This window comes from Pseudonocardia sp. McavD-2-B, assembly GCF_024124365.1.
Lineage (GTDB): Bacteria > Actinomycetota > Actinomycetes > Mycobacteriales > Pseudonocardiaceae > Pseudonocardia > Pseudonocardia alni.
Window position 1 is genome coordinate 1 of record NZ_JAMXSG010000140.1, and the last position, 14787, is coordinate 14787.

Genomic DNA, 14787 nt, shown 5'->3' on the forward strand with positions numbered 1-14787 from the left:
ACACGTCGGCCGGCAGCACCAGCGTCGCGACCTGCCCGCCGCGCTCGCCGGTCGCGGCGAGGGCGCGCATCGCGTCGGCGGCGACGTCGCGGACGTCGCCGCTGGTGTGCACCCACCCGGACACGGTCCGCGCCACCGCGGTGATGTCGGACTCCAGCGGCGCGTCGAAGCGGACGTGGTCGGTCGCGTGCCCGCCGACCACGCACAGCAGCGGCGTCCCGGCCCGGCGGGCGTTGTGCAGGTTCGCCAGCCCGTTGCCCAGCCCCGGCCCGAGGTGCAGCAGCACCGCCGCCGGCTTCCCGGCGATGCGCGCGTAGGCGTCGGCGGCACCGGTCGCGACGCCCTCGAACAGGGCCAGCACCCCGCGCATCTCCGGTACCGCGTCGAGTGCCTGCACGAAGTGCATCTCCGAGGTCCCCGGGTTCATGAAGCACACGTCGACCCCGGCCGCGGTGAGCGACCCGACCAGCGCCTCGGCGCCCCTCACGACCGGTTCCCGATCTCTACGGTCCACATGGTCGGTGAGTCCACACGATGTGACGCGTGTCCGCAGGACCCGGGTTCGAGTTGCGGCCCGCATCGCCAGGACGCGGAATGAGGGACTGTGAGCGACGACCGCACCGCGCCCGAGGCGTACACCCCCGACCCGCGACGCTGGCGGGCGCTGTCGGTCTGCCTGGTCGCCGGGTTCATGAGCCTGCTCGACGTCAGCATCGTCAACGTCGCGCTGCCCGCCATGCAAGCCGGCCTGCGGGCCTCGGCGGCGCAGCTGTCCTGGATCGTGTCCGGCTACGCGCTGACGTTCGGCCTGGTCCTGGTCGCGTCCGGGCGTCTCGGCGACGACCGCGGCCGCCGTCGCATGTTCGTCACCGGCCTCGCCCTGTTCACCCTGACCAGCGCGGTCGCCGGGTTCGCGCCGAACCCGGAGGTGCTCGTCGCGGTCCGGCTGGTGCAGGGCGTCGCGGCCGGGCTGCTGTCCCCGCAGGTCGTCGGGTTCATCCAGGACCTGTTCCGCGGCCCGGAGCGGGGCACCGCGTTCGGCATGTTCGGCGCCGTCGTCGGGATCTCGACCGCGGTCGGCCCGCTGCTGGGCGGGCTGCTGCTGTCCTGGGCCGGCGACGCCGACGGCTGGCGCTGGGTCTTCTTCGTCAACATCCCGATCGGCGTCGCGGCGCTGGTCGCGGCGTTCCGGCTGCTGCCCGCCGACACCGTGACCACGGGGGAGCGGCGCCCGCTGGACCTGGGCGGCTCGGTGCTGCTCGGCGTCGCCGTCGTCGCGCTGATGCTGCCGCTGGTACTCGCCGAGCGGGACCCGGCGTCGGCGCCGTGGTGGCTGGTCGCGGTCTCGGTCGCGGCGCTGGCGGCGTTCGTGGCGTGGGAGCGTCGGGCCAAGCGCGTCCACGGTCACCCGCTGATCGACTTCGCGCTGCTGCGGACCCGCAGCTACGCCGTCGGGGCCTCGCTGGGCACCGTCTACTTCGCCGGGTTCACCTCGATCTTCTTCGTGCTCACCCTCTACCTGCAGAACGGGCTGGGCTACACCCCGCTGCAGACCGGGCTGACGATGACGGCGTTCGCGCTCGGCTCGGCCGTCACCTCCGCACTCAGCGGGCGCCTGGTGGCGCGGTTCGGGCAGCCGATGATCGTCGTCGGGCTGGCGACGGTGATGGTCGGGCTCGGCGTCACCGACCTCGTCCTGGCCGCGACCGCGCACAGCCCGTGGACCGGGCTCGCGATCGCCGGGCCGCTGCTGCTCGCCGGGGCGGGCGGCGGGCTGGTGATCGCGCCGAACCAGACCCTCGCGCTGTCGGAGATCCCGCACACCTCCGGCGGCACCGCGGGCGGGGTGCTGCAGACCGGGCAGCGGATCGGGACGGCGATCGGGCTGTCCGCGGTCGGCGCGGTGTTCTTCGGCAGGCTCACCGCGTCCGGCGGGGACTGGGCGGACGCCATCTCGCACGGCCTGCTCATCACCGTCGGGCTGGTGGCGCTGGCCCTCGTGCTCGGGGTCACCGACCTGGTCGCGGCCCGGCGTGCCCGCGGACGGGGCACGCCGGTGACCGCGACCGGCGGACGGTAGGGGTCAGGTCCTGGCGACGGCGGCGGCGTCGTCGCGCAGCCCCGACCGCAGCGTCTCGGTCATCAGCCACGAGCAGACCATCGACACCAGCGCGATCCCGACGACGTAGCCGGCGACGGCGTAGAGCGACCCGGTCAGCGCGACGAGCGCGGTGCACAGCAGCGGCGCGAGGCCGCCCAGGATCGACGCGATCTGGTAGGCCAGCGACGCCCCCGAGTACCGCATGCTGGTGGAGAACTGCTCGGCGAAGAACGCCGACTGCGGCCCGTACACCGCCGAGCGCGCCACCTGCACGACCAGCCCGCCCAGCAGGAACAGCCAGATGCTGCCGGTCGACACCAGCCAGAAGTACGGCACCGCGAACACCGCGAGCAGCGCCATCCCACCGACGAACATCGGACGACGCCCGATCCGGTCCGACAGCAGACCGAACGCCATGATCAGCGGGATGTCCGACAGCGACAGCACCGAGTTCGCCGCGAGGATCGTCGTGCGGTCGTAGGACAGGGACTGCGTCGCGTAGGTGACCAGCCAGACCGAGGAGACGTAGAACGTCGAGTTCGTCGCCAGGAACGACCCGGCGGCGAGCAGGATCTCCTTCGGGTAGGTGCGCAGCGCCTCCAGCACCGGCATCCGGTTCGCGGCCTTCTCGTCCATCGCCTGCCGGAACACCGGCGACTCGTGGACGCCGAGCCGGATCCACATCCCGACCCCGATCAGCGCGATGCTCGCGAGGAACGGCACCCGCCAGCCCCACGCCAGGAACTGCTCGTCGGTCAGGGTCGCCGACAGCACCGCGAACGTCGCCGTCCCCAGCACCAGGCCCAGCGGCACACCGACCTGCGGCCAGCTGCCGTAGAACCCGCGCCGGTGCGACGGGGCGTGCTCGACGGCCATCAGCGCCGCACCGCCCCACTCGCCGCCGACGCCGAACCCCTGCAGGAACCGCAGCGTCACCAGCAGGACCGGAGCCCAGACCCCGAGCGTGTCGTAGCCGGGCAGCAGACCCATCCCGACGGTCGCCGCGCCCATCATGAGCAGCGAGTAGACGAGCATCGGTTTCCGGCCGACCCTGTCGCCGAAGTGCGCGAACACCGCCCCGCCGAGCGGGCGGGCGATGAACCCGACGGCGAACGCGCCGAACGCGGACAGGGTGCCGGTGACGGGGTCGACCGACGGGAAGAACACCTGGTTGAACACCAGGGCCGCGGCCGTGCCGAAGATGAAGAAGTCGTACCACTCGATGGTGGTGCCGACCAGGCTGGCGGTGGCGACCTTGCGAGAGGACCGGAGTGCGGGTCCCGGCGGCGCCGGCGGGACGGTGGAGGACATGCGCCGTGACGCTAAGGGGTCGTCCGATTCGTGTCGAGACGCACGAGTGATCCGATCTGCCTGTGCTCAGGCCCGGGTGCGACGGGTGGAGAGCACCCCCGCGACGAGCACGACGACCAGCCCGGCCACCGGGACGACCAGCAGCCCGGCCCTCAGCGACGTCGCGTCGGCGACCAGCCCGACCACCGGCGGCGACACCAGGAACCCCACCCGCATCAGCCAGGTGACGATCGTCAGCCCGGTCCCGGGGGCCAGCCCCGGCAGGTGGTCGGCGGCGGTCATCGCGGCCGGGACGAGCGTCGCCACCCCGAACCCGGCGAGACCGAACCCGGCGACGGTCCCGGGCACCGTCGGGAACGCCAGCGCGAGCCCCATCCCGGCGAGCACCAGCCCACCGCCGGCGCGGGCCACCGCGCGCTGGCCGAACCGGTCGACCATCCGGTCACCGATCAGCCTGCCGACGAACTGGCAGCCCTGCAGCGCCACGAACCCGAGGCCGGCGACGGCCGCACCGGCCCCGAGCCCCTGCAGGTACACCGCCGCCCAGGTGGCGCCGGAGTCCTCGACCAGGGTGCCGGAGATCGCGACCAGCCCGAACACGGCGAGCAGCGCCACGGTGCGGGGGCAGAGCCCGGTCCACGGCCGCCGCGGCGGTGCACCGTCGGCCGCGTCGGGGGCCGGGCGGTCGTCGCCGTCGGCGCCGCTCAGCAGCAGGGGGTACACCGCGACGGCGATCACCACCGACAGCAGCGACGAGAGCCCCAGGTGCACCGGCAGCGCCAGCCCGGTCCCGGCGGCGGCCGAGCCCATCAGCCCGCCCGCGACCGCTCCGACCGACCAGAGCGCGTGGAACCCGTTGAGGATCGACCGGCCGTAGCGGCGCTGCACCCGCAGCCCGTGCGCGTTCTGCGCGACGTCGACGACGGCGTCGGACGCCCCGACCAGCAGCATGGCCGTGGCGAACAGCGCCCAGGACGGTGCGAACCCCACCAGCACGACGCCGAGCGCGATCACCGCCATCCCGAACGAGGCCACCTTCGCCGAGGTGAACCGGGCGATGAGCGGGCCCGCGGTCAGCCCTGCCAGCAGCGCCGCGAACGGCATCGCGGCCACCGCCAGCCCGAGCTGGGTGTTGGACAGGCCGAGATCGGCCTTGATCTGCGGGAAGCGGGGCAGCAGGTTCGCGTAGACCAGGCCGTTGGTGAGGAAGACCAGGGCCACCGCCGCCCGGGCCCGTCGTTCCGTCCGGCCCGCCTCGACTGCCACCACGGACCCATCATGCGCCGACCGGCCGGCACCGGGGGGCCGCGGGTCAGTTGTGGCGTTCCAGCAGCCGCAGCACCGCCCGTCCGACGGCGACCCGGCTGCGGTGCTCGCCGGCGCCGCGCGGGATGCAGCGCAACCCGGCCGCGACCGTGTGGCCCTCTTCGAAGGCCCGCACCACGCGCGGGTCGACGTAGCTGCTGCGGGCGACGGCCGGGGTGTTGCCCAGCGCCCGGGCGACCCGGCACGTCGTGGCGGCCTCGGCCCGTTCCAGCGCGGTCGCGGACAGCCCGGCGCCACCGGCCCAGCCGTGCTCGGCGAACGCGACCGCGGCGACGACGGTGGCGTTCCGGGTCCGCAGGTCCTTCGCCGTGTGCGCGGCGTCGGTGAGCGACCGGACGTGGTCGTCGGCGTCGTCGTAGCCGACGGCCCGGATGTGGTCGCGGTCCCGCTCGGAGAGCCATACCTCCCGCCAGGCGGGCGGGATCACCAGCTCCTCGATCCGGGCCCGCACCGGCGCGGCGACGGCGGCGCCGGTCGCGTCGTGGTAGCTGAGCCCCCGTCCCCGACGACGGCGGGTGAGGCCGCCGCGGTACGGGATCGCCCTGGTCGGTCGCACGCCGGGGGACACCCGACGCGCGCCGGGATCATCCCCGCAGCGAGTTGATCTTCACCGCGGTCCGCAGCGCTCCGGACATGCCCTTGTAGGCACCGTTGCGGGCGGTGTCACGGACATTGCGCAGCTGCGCGCGACGCTCGCGGCCCGCGCTGCTCCAGGCCAGCAGCGACCGGCCCCACGAGTCCTTCGCGAGTTCCGTCGCCCCGGCCTCGCGGGCGAGCAGCGCCCACCGGTCGCCGAAGTCGTCCAGCCCGTCGCGGTAGGCGAACACCGCGGGCCGGACGTAGGCCATGCCCGGGTGCCGGCGGCCCATCCGGGGGGCGTAGTCGGCGATGACCTTGTCCAGGCACTCGAACCGGCGCTGCCGGTTGGAGCTGATCGACCCGGTGCGCATCAGGCGCATGTCGAGCAGCCAGCGGCGGGTGCCCCACATCAGCGGGTAGTTCGAGCCGGCGGCGATCCGCAGCCACATCTCGAAGTCCACCGCGGAGGGCAGCGAGCAGTCGAAGCCGCCGACCTGGTCGAAGCAGGCCCGGCGGATCATCAGCGAGCTGCCGTTGTGCGGCGGGTTGTTCTCCACCAGCTGCTTGTCGATGTCGACCTTGCCCGACGGCTGCCAGCGCAGCGCCACGACCTGCCCGGACTCCAGCATCACGCGGGTGTGGCAGTACGCCATCCCGACCCCGGGCGGGGCGGTGTGCATGGTCTCGAGCATGTGCGAGAGGAACTCGGGGTGCCAGCGGTCGTCGCCGTCCAGGAACGCGACGAAGGGGGCGGCGCTCTCGGCCAGGGCACGGTTGCGCGCGGCACCCGAGCCGCCGTTCTCCACCTGGATCAGCCGCACCCGCGGGTCGCGCTCGGCGCGCGAGCGGACGACGTCGGCGGTGTCGTCGGTCGACCCGTCGTCGACGACGAGGTACTCGAACCGGGACTCGGTCTGCGCGAGCACCGAGTCGATGGCCTCACCGATCCAGGGACCGACGTTGTAGGCGGGGGTGATCACGGTGACGAGAACGTGAGGGTTCCGCACGATCGGCACAGTCGCCAGCTCCTTCCGGGGTGCGCCGGTCTTCGGCGCCGTCGGCCCCGCATTCACCGTAGGGGGTGACGCAGAGCATTCGGCACGCCCTCGACCGAGGCCGTGCTGCGGGCATTCCTCGCGAATGGCAACGAGCGTGCGCACTGTTGGTGACGTCCGTGCGGCATCCGAGGTTGCCCCGGGCGCCGGGCCACCCGGTCCGGGGCCGGTGAGCCGGGTGGTGGGAGAGGGTCGCTATCGTCCGGAGAATGTCGTTCGACGCACGGGTGATGCTGTCCCGGCGGCTCCGGTTCCTGCCGCACCGCGCCTTCGCGATCGCCCACCACGCCCTGTTCCAGGGGGAGCTGACGACGTTCCGGCGGCCGCGGACCTGGTCCCAGCTGCTCGCGAAGAAGAACCTCGACGACCAGCCCGAGCTGGTGCACGTCACCGCGGACAAGTACGCCGTCCGGGACCACGTCGCCGAGCGGATCGGGGCCGAGCACCTCATCCCGCTCATCCAGGTGGTCGAGCGGCCCGAGGACCTCGACCTGGAGGCCCCCGCGGGTCCCTACGTCGTCAAGGGCACCCACGGCTGCGACATGACGATCCTGGTGCGCCACCCGGCCGCCGCCGACCACGCGAAGATCCGCTCGACGGTCGCCCGCTGGCTGCGCACCGACTTCTTCACCCACGGCTGGCGCGAGCGCCCCTACGAGGGGCTCACCCCGCGCGCCGTCGTCGAGGAGATGATCGGCGACGGCACCAAGCCACCCGCCGACTACAAGTTCTTCGTCTTCCACGGCGAGCCGGCGATGGTCGTCATCGACCAGGACCGCTTCGTCGCCCACACCTCGACGATGCTGCACCCGGACTGGGTGCCGTTCCGGATCTCGGGGCGCTTCTCCCAGGCGGACGCGTTGCCCGAGAAGCCCGCGTCCTACGAGCGGATGCTGGAGATCGCCCGCGCGCTGGGCAAGGACTTCACCTTCGCCCGCGTCGACCTCTACGACGTCGACGGGCACGTCTACTTCGGCGAGATCACCCACAACCCGGGCGGCGGGCTCGTCCGGCTGCGGCCCCGCGCCTTCGACCGGGCGCTGGGGAACCTGTGGCGCAACGGGACCCCGATCCCGGAGAGGTTCATCCAGCGCTCCTGACCGGGCGCTCCTGACCGGGCTCTCGGGCGCACCCGGGCTCGCGTCTCTCCCCGGGTCTCGTACGGGCCCCGGACTTCGCCTCCACCGGGGCCTTCGCGCGTATCCCCGGGCCGGTGCACCCGGAGGGCCCGCGCGCCCACCGGGCTCCGCGTACGCCCGGACTCGTGCACCCGCCGGGCCTCGCATGCGTCCCGGCCCGTGCGTTCCACCGGGCGCGCACCCACCCGGGTCCATCCCTGCGCCGGTCCCCGCACCCGCCGGGCGTGCGTGGACCGGCCTCGTCCATGCACCCGGCTCGTCCACTCATCGAGCTCTCGCGCAGCCCCTCGTCCTGCGCCGCCCTCGCCGCCGCACACCCTCCGCCCGACCCGTCCGCCGCGCCGAGCCCCGACGACCCCGCGGCGACCCGCCGCCGGCCGCGGCACCCCACGCGACGGCCGCCGTGCGTTGTCGCGGGTCGCCGCCCCCATCCACACCCCGTCGCGGGCGGCCACACCCCCGGCAACAGGTGTGCCGCCTACGCCGGTCCCGAGGTGCCTTCCTGGCGGTCGTCGGAGCGGAACCGGGATGCGGGCCGCGGAGAGCGTGCGAGGACGGCGCCCGCCGCCGATCGATCAGTACCTGAGCGTTGCCGACGCCTGGTCGGACAGCGCTCACGTACTGATCGACAGGTCTGTCTCGCACGTCGTCCGGTGGGGCGCTCCTCGGTGCGTGGGTGAGGACCACCCTCGTCGCGCGGGGTGCGATTCCGTGGGGTGCGGACGACTGCGGGGTTCGGCAGGGCGCACGGCCGCATCGCTGCAGCCGACGAGGTCCCCCACGCGACCTGCCGCACCCCTCACGAGGTCGTCGCACCCCGTGCGGCGGGTGCGACGACCTCGTCCGAGGTGCGACAGGACCGCCGGGCCGGGGGCAGGTGTGGGCCGGGGGCCGGCGTGCCGTGCTGTGCCGCGGCGCAGCCTCGCAGCTGTGGTCGCCCGCGGGTGGAAGCGCTGGTGGCCATTGCCCCGGGTGGCCGGCGGACCGTGGGCCGGTCTGTCGCCCGGAAGCCCGGAGTTCGCTGGACCGGACCTCCGGAAGCCGGAAGGTCGGGTGAATCGGAGCCCCGGAAGCCCGGAGCTCGGTGGATCCGTGCCCCGGGACCTCCGGAGCCCCGAGGCTCCGAGCCCCTGAGCCGGAGGGAGCGCCGGAGCCGGCAGGACCGCGGATCAGTCGCGGACGCGGGGGAACTCGTGGGTCCGTGCCTCCGGCCCGCCGATGGGCCGGGTGTCGTCGTCCCGGGCGAGGGGATCCGGGCCGTCCGGGCCGGCGGTGCCGCCGTCGCCGGGCGGGTGCGGCGGGACCGGCTGACGCAGCCAGCGCACCACCGACGGCAGGAAGACGATCGCCAGGACCAGCTCGCCCGCGAGCCACATCCAGCCGACGGCGTCGACCCCGAGCATCGGGGCGAGCAGCGGGATCCCGCCGAGCACGATCGCGCAGTGCACGAGCTGCTGTACGGCCAGGGGGAAGGTGCGGTTCGCGAGCCGGGACTTGGTCATCCACATCGTCACGATCACGCGCGGGAACATGGACACCATCAGCAGCTGCAGCAGCGTCGTGGAGTTCTCGACGTACTGCGGCCCGTAGAACCACAGCAGCAGCGGGGCGGCGAGCGCGATGACCAGCGAGGCGGGCCACACCAGCAGGCAGATCCGCCGCAGCACCGCCCGGGCGAACACGTGCGCGTGCGCCGGGTTCCGGGAGCCCTCCACGACCAGCGCCGAGGTGATCGCCATCGACAGCATGCTCATCGCGAGGAAGACCGTCTGGGCCGGCAGCAGGTAGGCACTGGCCGCCTGGCTGATCGTCATGACCACCAGCACCGGCAGGAACGACGACATGGCTTGGTTGAACACCTGGCCGAGGTAGTCGCCGCCCATGTAGCGGGCGAGCGTGGCGCGGTCCGGGGCACCCGCGTCGTCGCGGTCCGCGGTCTCGGCGGTGTGCCGTGGGAGCAGCCGCCGCGAGATCAGGAGGGTGAACGGCACCAGCAGCGCGATGACCGGCGCGCTCCAGGAGGTGAACACGCCGTCGGACACCGAGGTGAACGCGACGACCACGAGCAGCCCGAGCTTCACGACGCCGTAGACGCCGTTCTCCAGCACCACCCACATCGCCGAGCGCAGCCCGGTCAGGACCTGGTCCTGCAGGTTGAAGATGGACCACGCGGCGGTCGAGACCACGAACCACGCGGCGAAGCCGGGGGAGACGTGCAGCGGGTCGCCGGGCGCGTAGGCGACGTGGCAGTAGGTCATGACCGCGGCCGAGCCGACGACCGCCATGGCGGCGCTGATCCCGTACGCGAGCCGCACCAGCGACCGTGAGTCGCGTCCGGCCGTCGGGAGGAAGCGGATGAGGGCCTGACCGAAGTTGAGCGAGGTCAGGACCGATATCAGCATCATCAGGTTGACCATGGCGTTGCCACGGCCGACGTCCTCGGTGCTGAACACGCGGGCGGCGAAGACCCAGTAGAGCAACCCGAAGCCGGAGTTGACGACGGTGTTGAGCATCAGGGCGTACGCGTTGCGGTAGAGCGGGTTGCCCATCTCGCGGCGGACCGAGCGGACCCGGCCGGCGACCATCTCCCCGACGCTCATCGCGCGCACCACCGGACGGCGGCGCGGGACGTCCCGCTGAGTGCGTGCACACCACCACGCTAACCAGGTGTCGACCACCCGGGTGCCAGGGGGAGGGGCCCCGGACGGCCCGTCACCGGCCGGGGTCGGACCTCTCGGACATACACACCCCGTCGTGGCGCGCAATCGCTGCGCTACGGTGCATCCTTTCCGGTGACCTGATGAACCGAAGGGGGCTCGCGTGCGTATCGCCTGCGCGGGTGGGGGGCCGGCCGGTCTGTATCTGGCGGTCCTCGCCAGGCTCCGGTCCGGTGGACGCGACGAGGTCGTCGTGCACGAACGCAACGAGGCGGGGCGGACCCACGGGTTCGCCGTCACCTACGGCGAGGACATGCTCGACGACGCGTTCCGCAACGATCCGGCGGGAGGCGAGGCGCTGCGCCGTGCGTCCCGGCTGTGGAACGCACAGGAGATCCGGGTCGGCGACCACCGCCCGGTGCACGTCGGCGGCAAGTACGGCTACGCGATCGCCCGCGTCGACCTGCTCGACGTGCTGGCGCGCCGGGCCGAGCAGCTGGGCGTGACGATCGAGTACGGCTCCCCGGTGGACCGCGCGGACCTCGACGCCGACCTGGTCGTCGCCTCCGACGGCGTCGGCAGCCGGATCCGCACCGCGCGCGCCGAGCACTTCGGCACCACCGTCGACGAGGGGACGAACCCCTACGTCTGGCTCGGCGCCGACAGTGACTCCGACACCTTCGTCTGGGACTTCCAGCCGACCGACGCGGGCTGGATGTGGATCCACCTCTACCCCTCGTCGAACGGGGTCAGCACCTGCATCGTCGAGTGCGAGCCCGACACCTGGGAGGCGCTGGGCCTGGACCACATGTCCGGGGCCGAGGCCGTCCGGCTCGTCGAGTCGGTCTTCCACCGCACGCTGGCCGGCCGCCGGCTCATCGAGCCCCTCGGCGGGCTCGGGGACAAGCCGTGGCTGCGCTTCCGCGAGGTCCGCAACCGGACCTGGCGCGACGGCGACCTCGTGCTGGCCGGCGACGCCGCGCACACCACGCACTTCGGGATCGGCTCGGGCACCGTGCTGGCCATGCAGGACTCGATGGGTCTGGTCGACGCCCTCTACGGCGTCGCCGGTCAGACGGCTGCGGCCGACCTGACCTGCCCGAACGGCCGCGGAGCCGCGCTGTCGGCCTACGACGCCCGCCGGCGTGCGGAGATCGGCCCGATCCAGGACGCCGCCCGGCGCAACATGCAGTGGTTCGAGCAGGCCGGACGCCAGCTCGAACAGGTCACCGACCCCGTCGAGTTCGCGTGGTCGCTCACCGACCGCCGGGGCGACATGGGCCGCATCCACCGCACCCTGCACCGCGCCACCCAGGTGCCCGCGCTGCGTCAGGTACGGCGCGGTCTGACCACCGCCCGCCGCGTCCGGCGGTCGGCCCTGCGTGGTCGGCAGAGCTGAGTCCGGTCGCGAAGCCGCTTGCCGCCGGCATGCGCACCGTCACCGATCGTGATCGGACCCGGTGTCCACACAGGTCCGCCACGTTCGTAGGGTCGTTGCGTCCCAGATCGATGACATCCGATGGAGGTCCGGTGTGAAGATCGTGGTCGTCGGTGGTGGACCGGCCGGTCTGTACTTCTCGATCCTGGCCCGGCTGCGGTCGGGCGGTCAGGACGAGGTCGTCCTCGCGGAGCGCAACGGTCCCGGCACGGCCTCCGGCTTCGCGGTCACACTCGGTGAGGACATCCTCGACGAGCTCTTCCGCACCGATCCCCTCGGTGCCGAGAAGGTGCGGGCCGCGGCGCACGTGTGGGACTCCCAGGTCGTGGAGGTGTCCGGGCGCCCGGTGCACCTCGGCGGGCGCTACGGCTACTCCATCGGCCGTGCGCGACTGCTGGAGGTGCTGGCGGAGCGGGCCCGCCAGGTCGGCGTGAAGCTCATGTTCGACACCGCCGTCGCCGCCGACGGTGACACCGCACGCGACCCGCTGACCGCGGACGCGGACGTCGTCGTCGCCGCGGACGGGGTCGGGTCCGCGATCCGCGCCGCCCGGGCCGACGTCTTCGGCACCCGGGTCGCCCACGGCGCCAACCGCTACGTGTGGTTCGGGACGAGCAAGCCGTTCCGGCCGTTCACCTTCGCGTTCGAGAAGACCCACGCCGGCTGGATCTGGTTCCACGCCTACCCTGCGGCGGACTGCGTCAGCACCTGCATCGTGGAGTGCACGCCGGAGACGTGGACGGGCCTGGGGCTCGACACGATGGCGCCCGACGAGGCCATGCGGATGCTCGAGGGCGTCTTCGCCCGCTCGCTCGACGGGCACTCGCTGATCGCCCCGCCCGGCATGGGGTCCTCGCCGTGGCTGCAGTTCCGCGAGGTCCGGAACATGTCCTGGCGCGACGGCAACATCGTTCTCGCCGGCGACGCGGCGCACACCACGCACTTCGCCATCGGCTCGGGCACCGTGCTCGCGGTCGCCGACTCGATCGCGCTGGCCGAGGAGCTGTACCCGCGTGGGACCCGCGGCACCGACGACGTCGAGGCCGCCCTCGCCGGGTACGACGCGCGTCGCCGCGCCGCGATGGCGCCCATCCAGCGGATGGCCCGGGCCAGCATGGAGTGGTTCGAGACCGTCCCGGAGAGCCTCGAGGGCGCCGACGACGCGCTGGCCTTCTCCTGGTCACTGCTCGACCGCCGGCACGACCAGGGCCGGCTCAACGAGCGTCTGCACCGCGCGACGCAGGTCGAGCCGGTCCGTCAGGTCCGTCGCAGGCTGACCGCGGCCCGCCGGGTCCGCCGGGCGCTGGCCCGCGGGGAGATCACCCCCCGCGAGGCCCTGCAGCGCTGACCCGCGGCCGGGCGGGACCGGCTCAGGCCCGGTCCCGCCCGGCCCCGGAACCCTCCCGTTCCTCGCGGGCGAGGAACGAGTGCTTCCGCCCGTAGACGGCGTAGACGACCAGGCCGAGCAGCAGCCAGCCGACGAACCGGATCCACGTGTCCAGGTTCAGGTTCAGCATCAGGTAGAGGCACGCGATCGCGGTGATCGCCGGCACCACCGGCGAGAACGGCACCGTGAACGGCCGGTCGAGGTCGGGGCGGGTCCGGCGCAGCACCGGCACCGCGATCGCCACGATGATCATCGCCGAGAGCGCGCCGATCGACACCATGTCGGCCAGTGCGGTGATCGGGGTGAACGCCGCGATCACCGCGCAGACGACACCACCGACGATCGTCATCCGGTGCGGGGTACCCCACGTCGGGTGCGCGGTGCCGATGGCCTTCGGCAGCAGGCCGTCGCGGCCCATCGCGAAGCCGATCCGGCCGATCGTCACGAGCTCCACCATCATCACCGAGGTGAGGCCGGTGACCGCGCCGAGCGCGATCAGCGCGCCCACCCACGGCAGCCCGACGCCGGCGAACGCCGACGCCAGCGGGGCGCCGGTGTCGATCTCGGTGTAGGGCACCATCCCGGTGAGCACGATCGAGACACCGACGTAGAGCACCGCGCAGATGGCGAGCGCGCCGAGCAGGCCGATCTTCAGGTCGCGGTCGGGACGCTTCGCCTCCTCGCCCAGGTTCGCCAGCGCCTCGAACCCGGTGTAGGCGAAGAAGACCACCGCGGCCGCGGTGAGCATGCCGCCGACGCCGAACACGGTCGGCGCGAGCCCGAACACCCCGGAGATGATCGGCTGGGTGAACACCGAGCCGCCGTCCTCGGGCGCCTGCGCCGGCGGGATGAACGGCTGCAGGTTCGCCGGGTCGATGTAGAACACGCCCACGGCCAGGATCAGCACGCAGACCGCGAGCTTCACCAGGACCAGCAGGTTCGTCAGCCTCGCCGACTGTTGGATGCCCGCGACCGCGACGACCGTCAGCACCGCGATGATCAGCACCGCGCCGATGTTGACCGTCGCGTCCTCCCCGAACCACGCCGTCGGCAGCCCGAACAGTGACGCCAGGTAGCCGGACCAGCTGCGCGAGACGACGGCGAGGCCGAGGCCGAACTCCAGCAGCAGGTCCCAGCCGATGATCCAGGCGAAGACCTCGCCGAGGGTGGCGAAGGCGTAGGTGTAGGCCGAGCCCGCCGTCGGGACGGAGGAGGCCAGCTCGGCGTAGCAGACGGCGGCGAGCCCGGCGACGACCGCGCCGATGAGGAACGACAGCGTGACGGCGGGGCCCGCGTGCTGCTGGGCCTCGACCCCGGCGAGGGTGAAGATGCCGGTGCCGATGATGATGCCGACACCGAATCCGACCAGGTCGCGGGCCTTCAGCGTGCGCTTGAGCGGTGTCCCGTGTCCGTCGGCACCCCCGTCGCCGTGCTCGCTCCGGGCCAGGATCCGTTCCACCGGCATCGTGCGCGTCCAGCCCACTCCGCCACCCCCACTCGTCGTCGGTCGACCGGTCGTTGCGTGACGGTATGACGCCGGGTGACGACGCGCCGCACGAGGTGCGACGACGATCCTGATAATCCCGTGTGAACGTTCTGTTCTCCCTGTCCGAGTCGGCCACGGTCGGGGCACGATGTCGGTCGTGGGCAACCGACCGGGTGCCCACGACCGGAGGAGCCGTGGCGGAGCGGAGGCCGGGACGCCGACGGTCCCGGGTGGCCCGGGGGGCGGTGCTCGCCGCCGTCGCCGCGCTCGTGCTGGCCGCCGGGGCCGCCGGGGCGGCCGGGCCGGTG

The 14787-nt window shown here is 73.2% G+C and carries 11 protein-coding genes; 4 read left to right on the forward strand and 7 right to left on the reverse strand.

Annotated features, from left to right (window positions below; genetic code table 11):
* The coding region (locus tag NH602_RS18250; RefSeq protein WP_253068415.1) for a thiamine pyrophosphate-binding protein at positions 1 to 487 on the reverse strand (487 nt) is incomplete at its 3' end.
* A gap of 117 nt (positions 488 to 604) precedes the next feature.
* On the opposite strand from NH602_RS18250, the gene NH602_RS18255 reads away from it, so the two are divergent.
* Positions 605 to 2080 carry an MFS transporter gene (locus tag NH602_RS18255; protein WP_179760245.1) on the forward strand — a complete coding sequence of 492 codons (1476 nt, stop codon included), beginning with the start codon at positions 605 to 607 and terminating at the stop codon, positions 2078 to 2080.
* Between the two features lie 3 nt (positions 2081 to 2083).
* On the opposite strand, the gene NH602_RS18260 is transcribed toward NH602_RS18255, so the two are convergent.
* The 4 genes from NH602_RS18260 to NH602_RS18275 all read right to left on the reverse strand — a co-directional run bounded on the left by NH602_RS18260 (position 2084) and on the right by NH602_RS18275 (position 6324).
* Positions 2084 to 3412 carry an MFS transporter gene (locus tag NH602_RS18260; RefSeq protein ID WP_073577011.1) on the reverse strand — a complete coding sequence of 443 codons (1329 nt, stop codon included), beginning with the start codon at positions 3410 to 3412 and terminating at the stop codon, positions 2084 to 2086.
* 66 nt (positions 3413 to 3478) lie between these two features.
* Entirely contained in the window at positions 3479 to 4681 is a 1203-nt protein-coding gene (locus NH602_RS18265; protein ID WP_179760243.1) for an MFS transporter, read from the reverse strand.
* A 43-nt stretch (positions 4682 to 4724) separates the two neighbouring features.
* Complete coding sequence (locus tag NH602_RS18270; RefSeq protein WP_253068416.1) at positions 4725 to 5294, reverse strand: hypothetical protein; 570 nt, start codon at positions 5292 to 5294, stop codon at positions 4725 to 4727.
* A 28-nt stretch (positions 5295 to 5322) separates the two neighbouring features.
* Positions 5323 to 6324, reverse strand: coding sequence for a glycosyltransferase family A protein (locus NH602_RS18275; protein WP_179760241.1), 1002 nt, complete (start codon positions 6322 to 6324; stop codon positions 5323 to 5325).
* Positions 6325 to 6581: 257 nt separating this feature from the next.
* Here NH602_RS18275 and NH602_RS18280 point away from each other — a divergent pair, with 257 nt between their 5' ends.
* Complete coding sequence (locus tag NH602_RS18280; RefSeq protein WP_253068417.1) at positions 6582 to 7472, forward strand: ATP-grasp fold amidoligase family protein; 891 nt, start codon at positions 6582 to 6584, stop codon at positions 7470 to 7472.
* 1208 nt (positions 7473 to 8680) lie between these two features.
* Here NH602_RS18280 and NH602_RS18290 read toward each other — a convergent pair.
* Positions 8681 to 10111, reverse strand: a complete 1431-nt coding sequence (locus NH602_RS18290) for a lipopolysaccharide biosynthesis protein (RefSeq protein WP_139282917.1) — start codon at positions 10109 to 10111, stop codon at positions 8681 to 8683.
* A gap of 310 nt (positions 10112 to 10421) precedes the next feature.
* Between NH602_RS18290 and NH602_RS18295 the strand changes: the two genes are divergently transcribed.
* A complete protein-coding gene (locus tag NH602_RS18295; protein ID WP_253068418.1) occupies positions 10422 to 11567 on the forward strand; it encodes an FAD-dependent monooxygenase in 1146 nt (381 codons plus the stop codon).
* A 133-nt stretch (positions 11568 to 11700) separates the two neighbouring features.
* Positions 11701 to 12954 (forward strand): FAD-dependent monooxygenase, encoded by a 1254-nt coding sequence (locus NH602_RS18300; RefSeq protein ID WP_073577003.1) that lies wholly within the window; start codon positions 11701 to 11703, stop codon positions 12952 to 12954.
* Positions 12955 to 12976: 22 nt separating this feature from the next.
* Here NH602_RS18300 and NH602_RS18305 read toward each other — a convergent pair whose 3' ends face one another.
* Positions 12977 to 14476 carry an amino acid permease gene (locus tag NH602_RS18305; RefSeq protein ID WP_174565896.1) on the reverse strand — a complete coding sequence of 500 codons (1500 nt, stop codon included), beginning with the start codon at positions 14474 to 14476 and terminating at the stop codon, positions 12977 to 12979.
* Positions 14477 to 14787 lie beyond the last annotated feature (311 nt).